Raw genomic sequence first — 21,260 nt, 5'->3', positions numbered from 1 at the left:
CTACACCCCCGTGAAGAACGGGTCCGTCCGCACTGGCTGCTCGGCCGCGTTCCGCGCCGCGGGAACGGCTTTCGCCGGCACGGTCCGCGTGGAGAGCCACATGCGGTAGACCAGGAAGATCTCGTTGACGACGAGCAGGGCGCCGGCCGCGGTCGTAACCGGCAACAGGGCCGGCGGCCCGGCGAGCGGCGCGAGCACGAAGACGGCCGCGTGGAACTCGATGCCGCTCCACACGTGCGTGCGCACGCGGTGCGCGAGCAGGAACTGGTAGACCCGCTGCCGCCTCCCGAGCCGGGGTTCGCCGGTCCCCGGTTCGAGGGAGCCCTCGTCCCCGCCCCCGGACGGGGACGAGGGCGGCGCGTGGGAGAGCTCGTCCCGCCGCAGCGAGGCGAGCGTCTCGGACCCGCCCGGCGCCTGCCGTGGCACGCTGAAGCCGGGCTCGGGCCACTCGGGGTACTCCGCGTCCTGGTCGGGCACGTCGTACGGCGAGCCGGGCTGGAGCGGCTGGTCCTCGTACTCCTGGTCCAGCCATTCCAGGGCCATCGCGTCGCGCATCTCGATCAGCTCCGCCCGCCGCGCGGCTCGGCGGCGCGTCCTGACCGTCTGCCGGACCCGCTTCATCTGGGGGGCGTTGACGTAGCGGAACAGGTCGAGGACGGCGATGCCCGCGCCCAGCAGGACGTACGCCATCTCCCCGGTCGCGGCGTACTGCCCGTAGGCGATGCCGGCGGCGCAGCACACCACGCGGATCCGGTCGCCGACGTAGTCGAGCCAAAGGCCGAACGGCGTCCCGGTTCCCTTGAGCCGGGCGATCTTGCCGTCCACGCAGTCGATCATGAAGCTGAGGTAGAACAGCGCCGCGCCGAGCGCGAGGCGGCCGGCCGCGAAGCAGGCGGCGGACGCCATGCCCAGGACCAGCGAGAAGCGGGTGAGGCCGTTCGGGGTGATCTCGGTGCGGTTGGCGACGACCAGCGCCACGCGGCAGGCCAGCGGGTCGACCAGGAACACCGTCCACCACGAGTCTCTGCGTTTGAGCGTCGCACGGACGTCATCCATCGAATAGGACCTCATGACCGCCCAGCATGGCGACCTGAAGTCACCGAAAACTCACCCTCTGTAACTAACATGAGATCTCTAGGTGCTTTCTTGACTGGCACCGGCGACTCGCCCCGCGGGCTTGACCGCTCCCTGCACCTGAAGCGTCCGCTCCTGTATCGCCTCCGCTGCCGCCTATACCGACTTTGTCATGATTTTTCCGGTTGGCGGGTTGCTGGGATATGGTGGCGCGGCGCTGACGGAAGGAGACCGATGATGCGGCGATGGATACCGGTCCTGGTTCTGGCCACCGTGAGCCTGACGGCGGCGCCTGTCGCGTCCGCCGACACGGCTGGAACGCGCCATACGAGCAGCACCAACACCGAGGCGGCCTCCGCCCCCGCGGGGCGGGCGACCGCCGGCGAGACGGGCGCGCGCGGCACGGCCGCGAAGAAGGTCAACTGCGCGAAGGTGAAGTGCATCGCGCTCACCTTCGACGACGGGCCGGGCGCCTACACCGGGAAGCTGCTGGACACCCTGCGCAAGGCCAAGGTGAAGGTGTCGTTCTTCCTCGTCGGCACCCGGGTCGAGCGGTACCCGGCGCTCGCGCGGCGCATCGCCCGAGAGGGTCACGAGGTCGGCAACCACAGCTACGACCACCCGTACCTGACGTCCCTGCTCGACGACCACATCTACGACGAGCTCAGCCGCACGCAGGACGTCATCCGCGAGGCCACCGGCAAGCGGCCCGGCATCATGCGCCCGCCGTACGGCGACACCGACGAGCGCGTGGCCGCGGCCGCCGCCGAGCTGGGGCTGTCGCAGATCCTGTGGAACGGCTCCTCCCGCGACTGGGAGCTGCGCGACGTCAAGGCCATCACCAAGAAGGTCGTCGGCCTGGCCAGGCGCGACCGGGTGATCCTCATGCACGACGTGTGGCCCGAGACGGTGAAGGCCATGCCGGGCATCCTGAAGACGCTGAAGAAGAAGGGCTACCACGTCGTCCCGGCCACCGCGCTGCTCCGCGGCAAGAGCCTTCCGGCCGGGGAGATCTTCCCGCTCGGCGGCTGGAGGTAGCCGCCGGACTCACCGGACCAAGTCCGAAGGCAGCCGGACGCGATCGTCGTCACCGGCGTCGTCGTCACCGGCGCTGAGACCCGATGTCAGAGCGGCGCGAGCCGAACGTCACGGTGCCGGTGGACCTGATCGTCACGGTCTGCCACCACGGGCCCGCTCGCCGTGTATGCTGCCGGTCTGGGGCGCCGCCGTGGCTCTGAGCGCCGCGCCCCGTTGTCTCCGCCCCGCATGGGTCCCGTTCACCCAGACCGTAACCGAAGGAGATCGGTCGACGATGAGCGACGCGAGCGAGAAGGCCGAGCTGTACGCGCTCGACATCTCCGGTGTCACCTGGCTGAGCGCCCCCGGCAGCGTCTCGGACGACCGCATCGAGATCGCCTACCTTCCCGGCGGCGCGGTCGCGCTACGCAATCCGGCCGACCCCGCCGGCACCGTGCTGCGTTACACGGCCGGCGAGTGGAACGCCTTCGTGCTGGGCGTCCGCGACGGCGAGTTCGACGACTGACGCGCGCACCGCGCCGAGGTTCAGCGCGGTACGACGTCGACGATGGCGGCGTTGCCGTTCCGGTCGATCCTCAGCACGGCTGCGGCGCGGTCGGCGGTCAGCTCGTCCTGCACGCGGCGCGCCTTGTCCTCCGGGAGGAACAGGCTCTCGACGCCGCAGCTCATCCACCCGTAGCCGGTGGCCCGGCAGGCCAGGTACGGCGGGGCCTGCGGCCGGCGCGCCGTGATCCCGGCGCCCTTCCACAACGCGCCGTCGCGCACCAGCGGCACGAACGCCACGTCCTCCTTGTATCCCTGGGGAGGCGCGGGCAGGCCCGGGTAGTCCAGCGTCACGTACGCGCCGCGGAACGGGTCGACGGGATCGACCGGGCCGACGGCCAGCCGGTACTCCTCGCCCGTGAACCGGGCCGACAGCCGGGGCCCGACGACCACCGCGAGCAGGACGAGCTGCAGCAGCAGCGCGAGGGCGACCAGAACCGGGCGCGAACGCAGCCGGGAACCCAGCGTGGAGCGGCTCGCGACGCCCCCCAGGGGGCCGGCGGGCTCCGGCCCCGCGGGCCCGGAGGACGACGGGCCATCGGGGCCCGAGGACGGCGGTCGCGTGGTCATCCGGCCACCTCCATCAGGCGGCGCCCGCGTATCACGAGCACGCGGGCGAGACCGCCGAGGCCCGAAAGGGACGGCCGCGTGGTCATCCGGCCACCTCCGTCAAGCGGCACCCGTGAACCACGAGCACACAGGCGAGACCGCCGGAGCCCGACAAGGACGGCCGTGTGGTCACCTGGCCACCTCCATCAGGCGGCGGCGGCCACGGTCCACGAGCACGCCGGTGACGAGGAACACGACGCCCAGGGCCAGGAACAGCGCGGCACCGGACAACAGCGGCTGGAACACCGCGAAGCTCTGCACCGTCACGAACACCACGAGCGCGGCCGTGGCGAGGTACACCAGGGCGGGGAGGTCACGGCGGGCGGCCACGGCCGCGAACCACACCGCCGCCAGGATGTACACCAGCGTGCCCGCGAGGGCCCGCAGGGTCTGCGCGGCGTCCGGCCCGGCCGCGTACCGGGCCCCGTCACCGGGCGCCCAGGCGGCCAGCAGCAGGGCCGCGCCCACCATGAGCACCACGGGGACGACCTCCCGGCGCCCGGCCGCGCCGCCGAGCGCGGCGGCGGCGCCCGCGGCCAGCGCGGCGGCGCCCAGGCCCGTCCAGAGCGCCGGCGACCCGTACATGTCGCCGGCGGCGACACCGGGGAAGGCCGCGACGAACAGCCCGGCGAGGGCGAGCACGATGCCGGCGAGCCGCCACGCCGGCGCGAAGCCGGGCCGCCACCGCCGCTCGTGCAGGACGGCGGCGGACGTCGCCACCACCCCCGCGACCACGAGCGACACCGCGACGGCCGCCGCCCGGGAGCCCTGCTCGCCCACGTACCACCCGTACCAGACCGACGCCAGGGCGACCCCGGCCAGCAATGGGCCGACGGCGGCGGTCGCGTACGCGTAGGCCAGCGTGCCGGCGGCCCAGACCCCCAGCAGGCTGGACGCGTACGCCGGCACCTGCAGGCTCTGCGCGGCCTGGAACACCACTCCCCCGGCCGCGAGCACGGTGACCAGCCGGGCGGCCTCGGCGCGCGCCGGCGACCGGAGCACCTCGCCGGCCGCCGCGGCGGCGAGCCAGACCAGGACGACGCCCGCGAAGCGCGTCAGCGGCGGCAGCCGGTCGAGGTTGGCCGACACCAGCCAGATCAGCCCGACCCCGAGGAAACCGCCTCCGAGCAGCAGCACCAGCCGTTCGAGGCTCACGCGGCGTCCGGCGGCGTAGCGCCCGGCGATGCGCTCGGCGGTCTCGGCGTCGATCACGCCCTCCGCCTGCCACCGCGCCAGCTCGGCGCGCAACCACGCCAGGCGCCGGGCGGGAACCCGCACCGGGTCGTGCCTTCCAGCGTCCATACGCGCCCGCTTCCCTCGTCCCCCGCTCAGGGAGGCGATCGTCCACGCTACTAGGGTGCCCGCGAACGGTCTCCCCCTTCGTCCCGCCAACCGGCGACGGCGCGAAGAAGGGAGCGCCTCACAAGCGGGCCGGGACGGGGCGCCCTCATGCGTGACCATGACGGGCCCGAGCCCTGATCGCCCTGACCCAGGGCCTGGACGGGCCGCCGGCGTGCGCGACCATGACGGGCCCGAACCCCGGCCGCCTTACCCGGGGGTCGCGGCGGGGCGGGTGAGGCGCCGGCCGAGCCTGCGCGCCGGGCACTCGACGTAGCGGTACGTGAGCCAGCTCACGAACAGCACCACGGTGATGAAGGCGACGGCGAGCGCCCCCTGGACCGGCAGCGGCCACCGGCGCGGGTCGCCGAAGAGCGCGAGGTAGAGCTTCAGCATCGGGTTGTGCATCAGGTAGACCGAGTAGCTGATCACCCCCAGCCAGACCAGCACGCCGGGCATCCTGCGGTGGCGCAGCAGCATGCCGGCCGCGAACGTGGCCCCGGCCAGCGCCAGCGTGGTGATCCACTGGCGCGGGTAGGCCCACCAGTCGCTGGGGAACGCGAAGAACGGGATCACGGCGAGCGTGGCCGCCACGACCGCGACCACCCACAGCGCCGAGGCCTGCCCGCGCTCCCAGCGGTACAGGGCGGTGCCGGCGAACATGATCGCGAGGATCGCGGGCCCCAGCCAGGGCGTGCGCCCGCCGATCAGCACCAGGACGACCGCCAGGACGCCGGCCGCGAGCGCTCCGGCCGTGCGCACCCGCCCGGAGCCGAACACCACACACGCCAGCCCGGCGGTCATGACGGCGAACGAGACGAGCGCGGCGGGCCCGCGCTCCAGCGCCGGCGCCGCCAGCACCAGGCCGACGCCGAACGCGGCGACGGCGAACCCGGCCGCCCACAGCCCGCTGCGCCGGTGCGTGCCCGAGACGTACAGGGCGGTGACCAGCAGGTAGAAGATCATCTCGTACGAGAGCGTCCACATGGTGTCCGCGATGCCGGCCGCCCCGACGACGTCGACCAGCATCGTGGCGTGCGCCGCGACCGTCGCCAGGTCGGGCGCGACCGCCCGCCGCAGCGGCACGACCGGGGTCATCAGCAGGACGAGCACGACGACCAGCAGGTACAGCGGGTAGAGCCGGAACAGCCTGCCCACCCAGAACGCCCGGACGTCCCCCCGGTGCTCCAGCGAGGCCGGAATGATGTAGCCGCTCACCAGGAAGAAGACGATCACCCCGTACATGCCGAGGTGGAACCAGTGGGGCCGCAGCCCCGGCAGGAACCGGTAGAGCATGTGCTCCAGCAGCACCGCCGTCGACCCGATGCCCCTGATGGCGTCGAGCCACGCGAGCCGCGCCCCCGGTTCACCCGGAGGCGCGGGGGGCGACGCGGTCCGGAGGTGGGCGGAAAGCACTCGAAAGAACTTACCTTCCCGGCCCCTCCTACACGACAGCCCCCAACATTTGTCCGCATTAGCGCATCAGCGAAGAGGGACCGGCGGCGGGACGGGGCAGCCGGTGCACCGGCGGACGCGAGTGAGGCGTGGCCCCACCCGCGTCGGCCGCCGGCGGCCCAGGCGGTGAACTTTTCGCGGGGACCGTGTCAGGTCGTCGGCGGGCGACCGGTGCGGCGCCGCGGAGCGGGGATCACTCCCACTCGATGGTGCCCGGGGGCTTGCTGGTGACGTCCAGGACGACGCGGTTGATGTCGCGGACCTCGTTGGTGATGCGGGTGGAGATGCGGGCCAGGACGTCGTAGGGGACGCGGGACCAGTCGGCGGTCATGGCGTCCTCGCTGCTGACCGGGCGCAGGACCACCGGGTGGCCGTAGGTGCGGCCGTCGCCCTGGACGCCGACCGAACGGACGTCGGCGAGCAGCACCACCGGGCACTGCCAGATCTCGCGGTCGAGGCCCGCGCGGGACAGCTCCTCGCGGGCGATGGCGTCGGCCTCGCGCAGGATGGCCAGGCGGTCGTGGGTGACCTCGCCGACGATGCGGATGCCGAGCCCCGGCCCGGGGAACGGCTGGCGCCACACCATGGCCGGGGGCAGGCCGAGCTCCTCGCCCGCTCGCCGCACCTCATCCTTGAACAGCGTGCGCAGCGGCTCGACCAGGGAGAACTTCAGGTCGTCCGGCAGGCCGCCGACGTTGTGGTGGGACTTGATGTTGGCGGTGCCCGTGCCGCCGCCCGACTCGACCACGTCGGGGTAGAGCGTGCCCTGCACGAGGAAGTCGACCGGGCCGTCGGCCAGGATGGCGCGCTGTTCGTCCTCGAACACCCGGATGAACTCGCGACCGATGATCTTGCGCTTCTCCTCGGGGTCGCTCACGCCCGCCAGCGCCTTGAGGAAGCGCTCGGCGGCGTCCACCACGCGCAGCCGCACGCCCGTGGCCGCCACGAAGTCGCGCTCGACCTGCTCGGCCTCGCCCTTGCGCAGCAGGCCGTGGTCGACGAACACGCAGGTCAGGCGGTCGCCGATGGCGCGTTGCACGATGGCGGCCGCCACCGCGGAGTCGACGCCGCCCGACAGGCCGCAGATGGCGCGGCCCTCGGGGCCGACCTGCTCGCGCACCGCCTCGACGGCGTCCTCGACGATGTTGAGCATCGTCCACGAGGGACGGCACCCGGCGGCGTCCAGGAAGTGCTTCAGCACCGCCTGGCCGTGCTCGGAGTGCAGCACCTCGGGGTGGAACTGCACGCCGTACAGGCCGCGCTCGCGGCTCTCCATCGCGGCCACCGGGGTGTCGGGCGTCCACGCGGTGACCTCGAAGCCGCGGGGGGCGGCCGTGACGCTGTCGCCGTGCGACATCCACACCGACTGGGCCGCGGGGAGGCCGGCGAACAGCACGCCCTCGCGCTCGATGGTGAGAGGCGTGCCGCCGTACTCGGCGATGCCGGTCTGCGCGACCTGGCCGCCCAGGACCCGGGCCATCTCCTGGAAGCCGTAGCAGATGCCGAAGGTGGGCACGCCGGTCTCGAAGAGACCCTCGGGGGCCGCCGGGGCGTCCACGGCGTACACCGAGGACGGGCCGCCGGACAGGATGATCGCCTTGGGGTTCTTCGCCAGCATCTCGCGCACCGGCATCGTGGACGGCACGATCTCGGAGTACACGTGGCACTCGCGGACCCGGCGCGCGATGAGCTGCGCGTACTGCGCACCGAAGTCGACGACAAGGACCGTGTCGAACTCAGACACCTGGCAAGACCCCCCAGAAGACGCCGCGGTCCACACAGTCTATCGGCGGCGAGCCATGCCGGACGCCCGCCCGATCACCCACCCCGATCACCGGTCCGATCACCCGTCCGATCACCCGCCGGATCGCCCGCTCCGGCCTTGAACCGGGCGGGGCCCGCATGCGTCGTAGGGGCATGAGGACTTCGATCGGCACCGTCGCCGCCGCCGCGCTCGCCATCGGCCTGCTGGCGGCGGCGTGCACCGACGGCGCCGTCCCCCCGACCGGCGGCGCCGGGGCCGCCGTGCCACTGGGCGACGTGAAGCTCGTCGCGTACAGCGACTGCGACGACATGCTGGAGGGGTTGCGCGCGGCCACGGCCGAGAACGTCGGACCCTACGGCCTCGGCGGCGACATGATCTTCGCCGCCGGCAGGGAGGTCGCCGACGGCAGGATGGCCAAGGCCGAGAGCGCGCCGAACGCCGATCACTCGACCACCAACGTCCAGGAGGCCGGCACCGACGAGCCCGACCTGGTCAAGACCGACGGCCGGCGCATCCTCACCTACAACCGGGGCGTGCTCCGCGTCGTGGACGCGGCCTCCCGGAAGGTCACCGGCACGGTGCGCGTCCTTCCGGCCGACCAGGGCTGGACGCCCGGAGACCTGCTGGTCGACGGCGACCGGGCCCTGGTGCTGCTGGGCGGCAGCGGCGGCATGATCCCCCTGGGGGCCACCAAGCGCGCCGCCTTCGCCGGGCCCAGGTACGTCCTGGTCGACCTGAAGGAGCTGAAGGTCATCGGCTCCATCACCCCCCAGGGCACCCACGTGGACGCGCGCATGGTCGGGTCGACCGTGCGCCTCGTCGTCAGGTCGCAGCCGCAGATCAAGTTCCCGCAGCCCCGGCCGGACCAGCCGGAGAAGAGCCTGCTGGAGCGCAACCGGGAAGTGGTGGCGTCGGCCCCGATCGACGCCTGGCTGCCCGCCTACGAGGTCGCCGGGCCCGACGGGAGGCCTCGCCAGGAGAAGGTGGCCTGCGAGCAGGTCAGCCACCCGGAGACCTACACCGGGACGTCGATGCTCACCATGCACACCGTCGACCTCGCCGCCGGCATCGGCGCGCAGGCCACGGCCGCCGCCCCGGTCAGCGTGGCCGCCGACGGCGACACCGTGTACGCCACCGCCACCAGCCTGTACGTCACCAGCAACCCCCGCTGGTGGCGGCCCGTGGTCGACCCCCAGGTCCTGGAGCCCGCGCCCTCGACGCCCCAGGTCGACCCGGGCACCGGCGACACGACCACCCCCTCCACGGGGACCGCCGCGCCGGACGCCCCCGGCGGCGCCGGGCAGGACGGTGCGACGCCGGGTGCGGCGGCCCCCTCCCCGCCGGGGACGGACGTCGTCGCGCCGAAGGTGCAGACCAGCGCGCCGCCCGCCGAGAAGGTCGAGCCCAGCAACGACCCGTCCATGCCGTCACTGCTGCCCGAGCCCGCCCCCACGGCCACCGCGCCGGAGGCCTCCGCGACGCCCGAGACCCCGGTGACGCCCGTCCCGTCGCCCACCGACACCGGCACGGCCGGCGACGCGCCCCGCAGCGCCACCCCCGGCTCGCCCGAGGCGCCCCCGGAGCGCACCGAGGTCCACCGGTTCGACATCACCGGGGCCGGGGCGCCCCGCTACATCGCCTCCGGCGGCGTCCCCGGGCGGCTGCTCAACCAGTACTCCCTGTCCGAGCACGACGGGCACCTCCGCGTCGCCACCACGTCGACCGGCGGCGAGGGCGTGGTCGCCGCCGACAGCTCCAGCGGCGTCTACGTGCTGGACGCCGAGACGCTGGCCGAGGTGGGCCAGGTCACCGGCCTGGGCCGCGGCGAGCGCATCTACTCGGTCCGCTTCATCGGCCCGGTGGGCTACGTCGTGACGTTCCGGCAGGTCGACCCGCTCTACACGCTCGACCTGCGCGACCCGGCCAAGCCGGTCGTCACCGGCGAACTGAAGATCACCGGATACTCGGCGTACCTGCACCCGGCCGGTGAGGGGCGGCTGCTCGGCATCGGTCAGGAGGCGAGCGAGAAGGGCAGGACGCTCGGCACGCAGGTCTCGCTGTTCGACGTCAGCGACCCGGCCAAGCCGGCCCGGCTGTCGCAGTTCCACCAGCAGAACTCCGGCTCCGAGGCCGAGTGGGACCCGCACGCCTTCCTGTACTGGCCCGCGACCGGGCTCGCCGTCATGCCGCTCAACGAGTGGGGCGGCCGGCTCGCCGCCGGCGCGCGCAGCGGCGCCCTGGTGCTGAAAATAGCGGACGACGGCATCACCAAGACCGGCGTGGTCACCCATCCCCAGCCGGAGGCCGCGGCGAACGACCGGATGCCCGTGGATCCGGCCCTGCGCCGGGCCCTGGTCATCGGCGACACCCTGTGGACGGTCTCCGACGCCGGCCTCAAGGCCAGCGACGCCGCGACCCTCGACGAGCGGGGGTGGATCCCCTTCACCTGAGCACCGCACCCCGGACCCGGACCGCCGCCGGTCCGGGTCCCGCAGCTTCCGGGCGGTATCGCGCAGTCCGCCCGGAGTGCCACGGCCGTACGACCCGGCTCGCCCACAACCGGGACGTACGGCCGTCGGCATTCAGGGGCGGGAACCGCCCGGACCCGAGGGCGGCACGAACCCGCGCCACCTCCGTCCGGGAGACGGACGGCCGCGCGGGCCGCCCGTCCGGGTAACGGGCGTCCTGCCCGGCGAGCCACGCGCAACCGGCACAGGAACGCGCCCGGCCCCGCGCAGGAACTCACGCGGCTCCGCGCAGGAACGCACGCGGCCCGGTGCAAGGTCGGGCGCGGCCCCGCGCAGGGACGGCACGGTCCGGTGGGGTCAGACGGGCTTTACCTGGGGCTCGGCGACGGGGACGATCTCCGGGGCGCCCAAACGGATGGCGTCGGCCTCCTGGTCGGTGTCCTGCTCCTGGGAGGCGCGCTCGGCCTCGACCCGCTTGGTGTAGTACTCGACCTCGCGCTTGACCTGCTCGGCGTCCCACCCCAGCGGGCCCGCCATCAGCTCGGCGGCCTCCTGGGCCACCGCGACGCCCCGGTGGAAGGTCTCGATCGAGATGCGGGTGCGCCGGGTGAGGGTGTCGTTGAGGTGCCGCGCGCCCTCGTGCGTGGCCGCGTAGACGACCTCCGCCCGCAGGTAGTCGTCCGCGCCGGACAACGGGCGGGCGAGCGAGGGGTCGGCCTCGATGAGCGTCAGCACCTCGTCGATCAGCGACCCGTACCGCTGCAGCAGGTGCTCGATGCGGGCCACGTGCAGGCCCGAGGAGCGCGCCAGCCGGTGCCGCGCGTTCCACAGCGCCTGGTATCCCTCCGCCCCGACGAGCGGGATCTGGTCGGTGCAGGAGGGCGGGACACGCTGGTCGAGCCCGTGCGCGACCGCGTCCACGGCGTCCCGGGCCATCACGCGGTACGTGGTGTACTTCCCGCCCGCGATCATCACCAGGCCGGGCACGGGGTGGGTCACGACGTGCTCGCGGGAGAGCGCGGAGGTCTCCTCCGACTCCCCGGCCAGCAGCGGCCGCAGGCCGGCGTACACGCCCTCGACGTCGTCGCGGGTCAGCGGCACCGACAGCACGGCGTTGACGTGGTCGAGCACGTAGTCGATGTCCTGGCGCGAGGCGGCGGGGTGCGCCTTGTCCAGCGACCACTGGGTGTCGGTGGTGCCGACGATCCAGTGCCGCCCCCAGGGGATCACGAAGAGCACCGACTTCTCGGTGCGCAGGATGATGCCGGTGAGCGAGTGGATGCGGTCGCGCGGCACGACCAGGTGGACGCCCTTGGACGAGCGGACGTGGATCTGGCCGCGCCCGCCGACCATCTGCTGGATGTCGTCGGTCCACACGCCGGTGGCGTTGACCACCTGACGGGCCCGTACGTCGAACTCGGCACCCGACTCCAGGTCGCGCACCCGCACCCCGGTGACCCGCTCGCCCTCCCGCAGGAACCCGATGACCGAGGTGCGCGACGCCACGTGGGCGCCGTACGCGGCGGCCGTGCGCAGCATGGTGCTGACGTACCGGGCGTCGTCCACCTGGGCGTCCCAGTACTGCACGGCGCCGGTGAGCGACGACCGGCGCAGCGCGGGCGCCAGCCGCAGGGCGCGGCGCCGCGACAGGTGCCGGTGCCCGGGGACGCCACGGGTGAGGCCGGTGGAGAAGCCCAGCGTGTCGTACATCGTCAGGCCCGCGCCCAGGTAGGGCCGCTCCCACAGGTGGTGGGTGAGCGGGAACAGGAACGGCACCGGGCGCACCAGGTGGGGGGCGATGCGCTGGAGCAGCAGCGCCCGCTCCTGCAGGGCCTCGCGGACGAGGTCGAAGTTGAGCTGCTCCAGGTAGCGCAGGCCGCCGTGGATCAGCTTGGACGAGCGTGAGGAGGTGCCCGAGGAGAAGTCGCGCGCCTCGACCAGGCCGACCGACAGGCCCCGGGTGACCGCGTCGAGCGCGACGCCGGAGCCGACCACCCCGCCGCCGACCACGATCACGTCCAGTTCCTGGCCGGGCTCGGTCATGCGGGCGAGCGCGGCCGCCCGTTCGGCCGGGCCGAGCCGGGCCGAGTGCATGCCGCCGAGGCGCACCCCCGCGCCGTTCCGGGCCTCGCCCGCCTGCGCCGCTGTTCCGCCGTTATCGGTATTCACGCCGGTGCCATCCTCTTCCCGGGCGACCGGCGCCGCGTCGCGCCGCCGCCCTGCTCCTACTCCACCGTCCCACCCCGGCGACCCGCCTGTCGGGTCGTGCCCGGACACCGGCCGTGTGCGCCGCCATCGCGATCCCCCTAGGGTGCGGCTTGTCCTATCGCGTCCTGATATCTACCCGCCGGTAGCTATTCGCATGCCCTACGCCGACCTCAGGCACACCACCTCCGTGCAAGACGACCTCCCATACACCCGGCTCGCCCCATCCTCCTCCACACCTCCCGACCCCCCACGCGGGCACCCCCGCCAAGCCCCGCCCTCCACACGGCCCGACCTTGAGACACCCCGATGACGCCGCCAGCACCGGCCACGGGCGTTGGAAACCGCTGACGGCACACTCTGGCGGCCGTGCCGGCCGTGCGCGCTCCCGCGATGGCCGAGGGCATCGCGGCCGAGGACCGCCGCCGTGGCGGCCGCGTGCGGCGGGACTCACCGGCGGAGGGAGGCGGGCGCGCCGGTCCACCCCAGGGGCGCCGCACCGGTCCAGACCCGGGGCGCCGCGCCGGTCCGGCGCCGGGGGGCGGCGGGGGCACGTCCGGGCGTCTGTGATCCTGTCCTCATGAGCATCACACTCGCCGACGCCCGTGTCGTGACCCCCGGCGGCGTGCACGAGGGCTGGATCACCATCGAGGACGGCCGCTTCACCCACATCGGCCGGGGCCGGGCCCCGCGCGACGGCCACGGCCTGGCCGGGCGGTACGTCGTGCCTGGGTTCGTCGACATCCACACCCACGGCGGAGCCGGCGGGTCGTTCCCCTCGGGCGATCAGGAGCAGGCGCGGCGGGCCGCCGCCTTCCACGCCGGGCACGGCACCACGACGATCATGGCGAGCCTGGTCACCGCGCCGCTCGCCGACATCGCGCGGGCCACGGCCGCGCTGGCCGAGCTGTGCGACGACGGGCTGCTGGCGGGCGTCCACTTCGAAGGGCCCTACATCGCCGCGGCGCGCTGCGGGGCGCACAACCCCACCCAGCTCAGGGATCCCTCGCCCGCGGAGCTCACCGAGCTGCTGAAGGCCGGGCACGGGCACGTGCGGATGCTCACCATCGCCCCCGAGCTGCCCGGGGCGCTGGACACCATCGCCGCGGCGGTGTCGGAGGGCGTGATCGCCGCGCTCGGGCACAGCGACGCCACCTACGAGCAGGCCGTGACCGGCATCGAAGCGGGCTGCACCGTCGCGACCCACCTGTACAACGCGCTTCCCCCGCTGCACCACCGCGACCCCGGGCCGATCGCCGCGCTGCTGTCGGACGAGCGGGTGACGGTCGAGCTGATCAACGACGGCGTGCACGCCCACCCCGCCATGATCAGGCTGGCGGGCACGCTCGCGGGCCCGGCCCGCACGGCGCTCGTCACCGACGCGATGGCCGCCGCCGGCATGGGCGACGGCACCTACCGCCTCGGCTCGATGGAGGTGGAGGTCGCCGGCGGCGCCGCCCGCCTGGTCGAGGGCGGGGCGATCGCCGGAAGCACCCTCACCATGGACGTCGCCTTCCGCCGCACGGTCCGCGAGGCCGGCTTCACCGTGCCCGAGGCCTCGGCCATGGCCTCGCTCACCCCCGCCCGGGTGCTGGGCCTGGACGACCGCGTCGGCTCCATCGCCGTCGGCAAGGACGCCGACCTGGTGGTCCTGGACGAGGACCTCACCGTCACCGGCGTGATGCGCAGGGGCACCTGGATCAGCTCCCCCTGACCATGCGCCCCCGCACCCCCGCCCTCCCAGCCCGGTGGGATGCGCGCGGCGGACCGCTCGCGCTCCCACCGGAGTGCGCGCCCGGCGGCCGAGAACGCGATCCCGGGGCCCGCGGAAGGCGGGCGCCGGGGGTGGACGATACGAAGTCCCGGGCCCGCGGAAGGCGGGCGCCGGGGCGGGTGGGTCAGTGGACGTGGGGGGCTACGACGACCTCCACTCGTTGGAACTCCTTGATGTCGGAGTAGCCGGCGGTGGCCATCGTGCGGCGCAGGGCGCCCATGAGGTTCATCGAGCCGTCGGCGACGGTGGACGGGCCGTGCAGGATGTGCTCCAGCGTGCCGATGGTGCCGACCTCGACGCGGGCGCCGCGCGGCAGGTCGCCGTGGTGGGCCTCCGAGCCCCAGTGGTGGCCGCGGCCGGGGGCCTCGACGGCGCGGGCGAGCGGGGAGCCGACCATGACGGCGTCGGAGCCGCAGGCGATGGCCTTGGCGATGTCGCCGGAGCTGGTCATGCCGCCGTCGGCGATGACGTGCACGTAACGGCCGCCGGACTCGTCGAGGTAGTCGCGCCGGGCGGCGGCGACGTCGCCGATCGCGGTGGCCATCGGCACCGCGACGCCGAGCACCGTGCGGGTGGTGTGGCCGGAGCCGCCGCCGAAGCCCACCAGCACGCCCGCCGCGCCGGTGCGCATGAGGTGCAGGGCGGCGGTGTAGGTGGCGCAGCCGCCGACCACCACGGGGACGTCGAGCTCGTAGATGAACTGCTTGAGGTTGAGCGGCTCGGCCCGCCCGGAGACGTGCTCGGCCGAGACCGTGGTGCCCCGGATGACGAAGATGTCGGCCCCGGCGTCGACCACGGCCTTGTAGTGCTGGGCGGTGCGCTGGGGGGACAGCCGGGCGGCGGCGGTCACGCCGGCCGACCGGATCTCCTCGATGCGGCGGCCGATGAGCTCGTCGCTGATCGGCGCCGCGTACATCTCCTGCAGCCGCTTGGTCGCGGCCTCGCCGCGCAGCTCGGCGACCTCGGCCAGCAGGGGCGCGGGGTCCTCGTAGCGGGTCCAGAGGCCTTCGAGGTCGAGCACGCCCAGGCCGCCGAGCCGCCCGATCTGGATGGCCGTCGCCGGCGAGACGACGCTGTCCATCGGGCTGACCACGATGGGCAGCTCGAAGCGGTAGGCGTCGATCTGCCAGGCGATCGACACCTCCTCGGGGTCGCGGGTGCGCCGGGACGGCACGATGCCGATCTCGTCCAGCGCGTAACCCCGGCGTCCGCTCTTGCCGCGCCCGATCTCCACCTGACTCATGCTCTCGCTCGTTCCCGTCGCTCTGAGAGGCCGCCGCACCCCCGCCTGCCGGGGACCGCGCGGCGGCCGTCCTCTACTCGGATGTCTCCAGGGCACGCCCCGGGACGTACCTGCCCGAGGCGGCACGTACGTACCGTCTCTACCCCGATGGGCCGCCGTCATCGACGGCGGTCGCCGGGCCCTCCGGCGCCACCGGCCGCCGTCGGCGGCCCGGTGAGACGCAGGGCTTCATCGTGATGGGCCGCGCTCAGCGGCCGTGGTAGTTGGGGGCCTCCACCGTCATCTGGATGTCGTGCGGGTGGCTCTCCTTCAGACCGGCGAGCGTGATGGGCATCAGCAGGGCCTTGTCGTGCAGCTCGGAGATGGTGCGCGAGCCGGTGTACCACATGCCCTGGCGCAGGCCGCCGACGAGCTGGTGGGCGACGGCGGACACCGGGCCGCGGTAGGGCACCTGGCCCTCGATGCCCTCGGGGATGAACTTGTCCTCCCCGGAGACGCTCTCCTGCGCGTAGCGGTCTTTGCTGTAGGAGCCGCCGCGCTCGCGGTTGCGCACGGCGCCGAGCGAGCCCATGCCCCGGTAGGACTTGAACTGCTTGCCGTTGATGAAGATCAGCTCGCCGGGCGACTCCTCGCAGCCGGCCAGCAGGGAGCCGAGCATGACGGTGTCGGCCCCGGCGGCCAGCGCCTTGGCGATGTCGCCGGAGTACTGCAGGCCGCCGTCGCCGATGACCGGGACCCCGGCGGGGCCGCAGGCCAGCGACGCCTGGTGGATCGCGGTGACCTGCGGGGCGCCGACGCCCGCCACCACGCGGGTGGTGCAGATGGACCCGGGGCCCACGCCGACCTTGACGGCGTCGGCGCCGGCGTCGATGAGGGCCTGGGCGCCCGCGCGCGTGGCGACGTTGCCGGCGACGACGTCGACCCGGCCGTTCGCCTTGATCTTGGCCACCATCTCGCAGACGCCGTGCGAGTGGCCGTGGGCGGTGTCGACCACGATGACGTCGACCCCGGCCTCGATCAGCGCCATCGCGCGCTGCTCGGCGTCGCCCGCCACGCCGACCGCCGCCCCGACGACCAGGCGGCCGTCGGCGTCCTTCGTGGCGAGAGGATATTGCTCGCTCTTGGTGAAGTCTTTGACCGTGATGAGGCCGCGCAGCCGCCCGTCGGCGTCGACGAGGGGCAGTTTCTCGACCTTGTTGTGCCGCAGCAGCTCGAACGCATCGTCGCGCGACACGCCCACGGGGGCGGTGATCAGCGGCATGGGGGTCATGAGGTCGCGCACGGGGCGGCTGTGGTCGTTCTCGAAGCGCATGTCGCGGTTGGTGACGATGCCGACGAGCACGCCGCCGCGGTCGATCACCGGCACGCCGGAGATGCGGTAGCGGGCGCACAGGGCCTCGGCGTCGGCCAGCGTGTCGTCGGGCGAGCAGGTGACCGGGTTGGTCACCATGCCGGCCTCGGAACGCTTGACCAGATCGGCCTGCTGGGCCTGGTCTTCGACGGACAGGTTGCGGTGCAGGATGCCGATGCCGCCCTGGCGGGCCATGGCCACGGCCATGCGCGCCTCGGTGACGGTGTCCATCGCGGCGGACACCAGCGGGATGCTCAGGGTGATCGACCGCGACAGGCGGGTGGTGGTGTCGGCCGCCCCCGGCTGCAGGTCGCTGTACGCGGGAACCAGCAGCACGTCGTCGAACGTGAGCCCGGGTTCGGTGAACTTGCCCATCTGCGGCCCTCCTGCCGTGGCGCTCTCAAGGTGGGGAAAGGCGCCGGCCCCCGTGCACAGTTTAGTGGGCCCCTGGTCACGGCCATGGTCGGCATGTGGATAACTTGGGGATCCCCATGACCGTGTCAGCGGTTCACCATCAGTTCCCCTCATGCAGGCAGGCGAGGGTCATAAGGTGGAACGCGTGCTGGAAGACGTCCCCCGCGACCCCTTCGCGGATGACCCGAACGACCCCGCGGCCTCGCTGGGCGAGTTCGACGACTGCGAACCGCTGACCCTCGCTGAGCGCGACGAGGCGCTCACCGACCTCGCCGATGTGGAGGTCTTCCGCTCGCTGCTCGAACCGCAGGGCGTGCTCGGGCTCGTGCTCGACTGCCCCGAATGCGGCGAACAGCACTACTTCAACTGGGATCTGCTCCGCGGCAACCTGCGGCAGATGATCGATCACGGGCGTCCACAGGTGCACGAGCCGGCCTTCGAGCCCGAGCCGTCCGACTACGTCTCGTGGGAGTACGCCAGGGGCTACGTCGACGGAGTGATCGACACCGAGGAGAGCCGCTGATCGACGTCGTCGACGAGGGCGCGCAGCAGCCGCACCACGTCGTCGTCGTGCTCGCCCGCGGCCTCCCGCCGCGCGAGCGCGGAAAGGACGGCGTCGGTCCTGAGCACTTCGGCATCCGCCTCCGGCCCCCGTTTTCGGACCGAACGCGCCGGGTGGAGCGAGGTCAAGCTATCGACTCCAGCTCTGCCATCGCCCGGAGTCTGGCCAGCGCCCGATGCTGGGCGACGCGAACCGCACCTGGTGACATACCCAGTACGTTACCGGTCTCCTCGGCCGACAGTCCCGACACCACCCGAAGAATGATCAGCTCTCGCTGGTTGTCGGGCAGCCGCGACAGCAGCGCGCGGGCGTGCTCGGCCTCGATGTAACGCACCACCGTCTCCTCCGGCCCCGGGCCCTGGTCGGGGCCGTCGGGCAGGTCGGGCGTCGGCACCGCCGAGCGCACGGAGCTGCGCAGCGCGTCGGCCACCTTGTGGGAGGCGATGCCGAAGACGAACGACGCGAACGGGCGGCCCATGTCGCGGTAGCGCGGCAGCGCGGCCAGCACCGCGATGCACACCTCCTGGGCCACGTCGTCGGCTATGTGGTAGTGACCGGAGACCCGGCCCAACCGCGCGCGGCAATAGCGCACCACCATGGGGCGCAACTGCCCCAGCAGCGATTCGATCGCTGAGCGATCCCCCTGTACGGCAAGGCTCGTCAGTTCCCTGAGGTCGGACTCGTCCGATCTCGTCGCAAGCCTTACCCCAGTCTTGGCGTCGGCGACGCGTCCCTCGGTCACGTTAGGCATGATGCCCGCCACGATCGCGCATGTCGTCATCGTGAATGGATACGGATTGGTCACATTGACGCGACGATAACCGTGCGTAATCAAGTGAACACAGTAGCGTTTCCATATTTCCCGCGGCTGAGGGAATTCGTCGGATATTTGTTGGTTGTTGCTCCAGGTTGGAGGGCGCTCGGGCGGATCGCGCCGACGCCCGGCCACACCCGACGGTTTACCGTCCCGTCAAATCCCGCGCGAGGAAAATCGATTCACACAAACGCGTACGGCCCGCGCCCTCATGGGCGCGGGCCGTACTCCGGTCGATCGGACTCCCGTGGCCGGCCGGCTCGGGCCGGGCGCTCGGGGTGTCGTCGGCGATCGGCTCAGTGACCGTGACCGTGGCCGTGGCCCTGGCCGCCGGCGGCCGGGGCCTCCTCCTCAGGGCGGTCGACCACGAGGACCTCGGTGGTCAGCAGCATGCCGGCGATGGAACCGGCGTTCTGCACGGCCGAGCGGGTGACCTTGACGGGGTCGATGACACCCGCGGCGATCAGGTCGCCGTACTCGCCGGTCGCGGCGTTGAGGCCGTGACCCGCGGGCAGCTCGCCGATCTTCGCGGTGACGACGTAACCCTCGTGGCCGGCGTTCTCGGCGATCCAGCGGGCGGGCTCGACCAGCGAACGGCGCACGACGGAGACGCCGGTGGCCTCGTCACCGGTGAGGCCGAGGTCGCCGAGCTCCTTGGACAGGTGCACGAGCGCGGAGCCACCGCCGGAGACGATGCCCTCCTCGATCGCGGCGCGGGTCGCCGAGATGGCGTCCTCAAGGCGGTGCTTCTTCTCCTTGAGCTCCACCTCGGTGGCAGCGCCGACCCGCAGGATGCAGACGCCGCCGGAGAGCTTGGCGAGCCGCTCCTGGAGCTTCTCGCGGTCCCAGTCGGAGTCGGTGTGCTCGATCGCGTACTGGATCTCGCGGACGCGGTCCTGGATCGCCTCGGCGTCACCGGCGCCGTCGACGATCGTCGTGGCGTCCTTGGTGACCACGATGCGACGGGCGGTGCCCAGCACCTCCAGGCCGGCGTTCTCCAGCTTGAGGCCGAGCTCCTCGGAGATGAGCTGGCCGCCGGTGAGGATCGCCATGTCCTGCAGCATCGCCTTGCGGCGGTCGCCGAAGCCCGGCGCCTTGACGGCGACGGAGGTGAACGTGCCGCGGATCTTGTTGGTGACCAGGACGGCGAGGGCCTCGCCCTCGATGTCCTCGGCGACGATGAACAGCGCCTTCTTGGTCTGGGCGACCTTCTCCAGCAGCGGCAGGAAGCCGGCGATGGAGGAGATCTTGCCCTGGTGCAGCAGGACGTAGGCGTCCTCCAGCACGGCCTCCATGCGCTCGGGGTCGGTCACCATGTACGGCGACAGGTACCCCTTGTCGAACTGGAGCCCTTCGGTGAACTCCAGCTCAAGGCCCATGGTGTTGGACTCTTCGACGGTGATGACGCCGTCCTTGCCGACCTTGTCGAACGCCTCGGCGATCAGCTCGCCGATCTTGGCGTCCTGCGCGGAGATCGTCGCCACGTTGGCGATCTCCTTCTTGTCCTCGACCGGGCGGGCCAGCTCGAGGAGGCGGTCGCTGACCGCCTTGGCGGCGAGGTCGATGCCGCGCTTGAGCGACAGCGGCGAGGCTCCGGCGGCGACGTTGCGCAGCCCCTCGCGAACCATCGCCTGGGCGAGCACGGTGGCGGTGGTGGTGCCGTCACCGGCGATGTCGTTGGTCTTGGTCGCCACTTCCTTGGCCAGCTGGGCGCCAAGGTTCTCGTAAGGCTTGTCGAGCTCGACCTCACGGGCGATGGTCACGCCGTCGTTCGTGATGGTCGGCGCACCGAACTTCTTGTCGATGACGACGTTGCGGCCACGCGGCCCGAGGGTCACCTTGACGGCGTCGGCGAGGGCGTTGACACCGCGCTCGAGGGCGCGCCGGGCGTCCTCGTCGAACTCCAGGATCTTCGGCATTTAAGGTCCTCTCCGCATCAGAGCCCCGGGCCTTCTGCGAAGTGCCCGGGGCTTGATACGCAATTTTTTTGGCTCCGCAGCAGAGGGGCGCTCGCGCGCCTGAAGCTCTACTTCTCGATGATCGCGAGAACGTCGCGGGCGGAGAGCACCAGGTACTCCTCGCCGCCGTACTTGACCTCGGTACCGCCGTACTTGCTGTAGAGGACGATGTCCCCTTCCTTGACGTCGAGCGGGATGCGCTTCTCGCCGTCCTCGTCCCAGTTGCCCGGGCCCACCGCGAGGACCTTGCCCTCTTGCGGCTTCTCCTTGGCGGTGTCCGGGATAACCAGACCGGAAGCGGTCGTCTGCTCGGCCTCAAGCGGCTGAACCACGATGCGGTCGCCGAGCGGCTTAACGGGAACCTTGGTGGCGGTCGTCACGATCGGACCTCCCCTTCAGATTGTGTTGATGAGCTGAAGAGGCGACCAGCGGCCTGCCGTCGCGGGTGTCAGACCTGCCTCGTCGCATTATGTCTGGCACTCTCACTAGCCGAGTGCCAACACTGAACAGTATGCAAGGCCGCCCACTCAGTCAACATGGACAGGCCGTCCCAGGTCAGAACACCCCTGATCGCCCACCACCCCCTACCCCCCGAACGCCGCCGAACCCTCCACTCCCGCCGAGGACTGCGCGTCCGGAGGCGGTAGCG

General features: G+C 72.6%; 17 protein-coding genes. 5 read left to right on the top strand and 12 right to left on the bottom strand.

Going from position 1 to position 21,260, the window contains the following annotated elements:
* Positions 1–1,056: a CDP-alcohol phosphatidyltransferase family protein gene (locus PYR91_RS00485; RefSeq protein WP_279776831.1), complete on the bottom strand. Its 1,056-nt coding sequence runs from the start codon at positions 1,054–1,056 to the stop codon at positions 1–3.
* A 255-nt stretch (positions 1,057–1,311) separates the two neighbouring features.
* Here PYR91_RS00485 and PYR91_RS00480 point away from each other — a divergent pair, with 255 nt between their 5' ends.
* Together PYR91_RS00480 and PYR91_RS00475 are read left to right on the top strand one after the other, a co-directional pair.
* Positions 1,312–2,112, top strand: a complete 801-nt coding sequence (locus PYR91_RS00480) for a polysaccharide deacetylase family protein (protein ID WP_279776830.1) — start codon at positions 1,312–1,314, stop codon at positions 2,110–2,112.
* 274 nt (positions 2,113–2,386) lie between these two features.
* The gene (locus tag PYR91_RS00475) at positions 2,387–2,617 is read left to right on the top strand and encodes a DUF397 domain-containing protein (RefSeq protein ID WP_279776829.1); all 231 of its coding nucleotides are present in this window, start codon (positions 2,387–2,389) and stop codon (positions 2,615–2,617) included.
* Positions 2,618–2,637: 20 nt separating this feature from the next.
* On the opposite strand, the gene PYR91_RS00470 is transcribed toward PYR91_RS00475, so the two are convergent.
* The 4 genes from PYR91_RS00470 to guaA form a co-directional block, all read right to left on the bottom strand.
* Positions 2,638–3,225, bottom strand: coding sequence for a GDYXXLXY domain-containing protein (locus PYR91_RS00470; protein ID WP_279776828.1), 588 nt, complete (start codon positions 3,223–3,225; stop codon positions 2,638–2,640).
* Between the two features lie 168 nt (positions 3,226–3,393).
* Complete coding sequence (locus PYR91_RS00465) at positions 3,394–4,566, bottom strand: DUF2157 domain-containing protein (RefSeq protein WP_279776827.1); 1,173 nt, start codon at positions 4,564–4,566, stop codon at positions 3,394–3,396.
* A gap of 246 nt (positions 4,567–4,812) precedes the next feature.
* Positions 4,813–6,018 (bottom strand): acyltransferase family protein, encoded by a 1,206-nt coding sequence (locus PYR91_RS00460; protein WP_279776826.1) that lies wholly within the window; start codon positions 6,016–6,018, stop codon positions 4,813–4,815.
* A gap of 232 nt (positions 6,019–6,250) precedes the next feature.
* A complete protein-coding gene (gene guaA / locus PYR91_RS00455) occupies positions 6,251–7,801 on the bottom strand; it encodes a glutamine-hydrolyzing GMP synthase (RefSeq protein ID WP_279776825.1) in 1,551 nt (516 codons plus the stop codon).
* A 173-nt stretch (positions 7,802–7,974) separates the two neighbouring features.
* On the opposite strand from guaA, the gene PYR91_RS00450 reads away from it, so the two are divergent.
* Entirely contained in the window at positions 7,975–10,272 is a 2,298-nt protein-coding gene (locus tag PYR91_RS00450) for a beta-propeller domain-containing protein (RefSeq protein ID WP_279776824.1), read from the top strand.
* Positions 10,273–10,647: 375 nt separating this feature from the next.
* On the opposite strand, the gene PYR91_RS00445 is transcribed toward PYR91_RS00450, so the two are convergent.
* Positions 10,648–12,384: a glycerol-3-phosphate dehydrogenase/oxidase gene (locus PYR91_RS00445; RefSeq protein WP_279777086.1), complete on the bottom strand. Its 1,737-nt coding sequence runs from the start codon at positions 12,382–12,384 to the stop codon at positions 10,648–10,650.
* 691 nt (positions 12,385–13,075) lie between these two features.
* On the opposite strand from PYR91_RS00445, the gene nagA reads away from it, so the two are divergent.
* The gene (gene nagA / locus PYR91_RS00440; RefSeq protein ID WP_279776823.1) at positions 13,076–14,209 is read left to right on the top strand and encodes an N-acetylglucosamine-6-phosphate deacetylase; all 1,134 of its coding nucleotides are present in this window, start codon (positions 13,076–13,078) and stop codon (positions 14,207–14,209) included.
* Positions 14,210–14,393: 184 nt separating this feature from the next.
* Here the strand turns inward: nagA and PYR91_RS00435 are convergent, their stop codons facing one another.
* On the bottom strand, positions 14,394–15,503 hold the full coding sequence (locus PYR91_RS00435) for a GuaB3 family IMP dehydrogenase-related protein (RefSeq protein WP_279777085.1): 1,110 nt from the start codon (positions 15,501–15,503) through the stop codon (positions 14,394–14,396).
* A gap of 256 nt (positions 15,504–15,759) precedes the next feature.
* Positions 15,760–17,238: an IMP dehydrogenase gene (gene guaB / locus PYR91_RS00430; protein ID WP_279776822.1), complete on the bottom strand. Its 1,479-nt coding sequence runs from the start codon at positions 17,236–17,238 to the stop codon at positions 15,760–15,762.
* A gap of 184 nt (positions 17,239–17,422) precedes the next feature.
* On the opposite strand from guaB, the gene PYR91_RS00425 reads away from it, so the two are divergent.
* Positions 17,423–17,800, top strand: coding sequence for a DUF5319 domain-containing protein (locus tag PYR91_RS00425; protein ID WP_279776820.1), 378 nt, complete (start codon positions 17,423–17,425; stop codon positions 17,798–17,800).
* On the opposite strand, the gene PYR91_RS00420 is transcribed toward PYR91_RS00425, so the two are convergent.
* From PYR91_RS00420 to groES, 4 genes are all read right to left on the bottom strand, one after another.
* A complete protein-coding gene (locus PYR91_RS00420) occupies positions 17,761–17,907 on the bottom strand; it encodes a hypothetical protein (RefSeq protein ID WP_279776818.1) in 147 nt (48 codons plus the stop codon). The two genes, PYR91_RS00425 and PYR91_RS00420, sit on opposite strands and share 40 nt — an antisense overlap.
* A 56-nt stretch (positions 17,908–17,963) precedes the next feature.
* Positions 17,964–18,590 carry a sigma-70 family RNA polymerase sigma factor gene (locus tag PYR91_RS00415; RefSeq protein ID WP_279777084.1) on the bottom strand — a complete coding sequence of 209 codons (627 nt, stop codon included), beginning with the start codon at positions 18,588–18,590 and terminating at the stop codon, positions 17,964–17,966.
* A 359-nt stretch (positions 18,591–18,949) separates the two neighbouring features.
* The gene (gene groL / locus PYR91_RS00410; RefSeq protein ID WP_279776817.1) at positions 18,950–20,572 is read right to left on the bottom strand and encodes a chaperonin GroEL; all 1,623 of its coding nucleotides are present in this window, start codon (positions 20,570–20,572) and stop codon (positions 18,950–18,952) included.
* A 107-nt stretch (positions 20,573–20,679) separates the two neighbouring features.
* Positions 20,680–20,994: a co-chaperone GroES gene (groES, locus tag PYR91_RS00405; RefSeq protein ID WP_084258731.1), complete on the bottom strand. Its 315-nt coding sequence runs from the start codon at positions 20,992–20,994 to the stop codon at positions 20,680–20,682.
* Positions 20,995–21,260: the final 266 nt, after the last annotated feature.

Source organism: Sphaerisporangium sp. TRM90804 (assembly GCF_029846175.1).
Lineage (GTDB): Bacteria > Actinomycetota > Actinomycetes > Streptosporangiales > Streptosporangiaceae > Sphaerisporangium.
The sequence above is the reverse complement of the archived record's forward strand: the minus strand, read 5'-3'. Positions and strand labels throughout refer to the sequence as shown.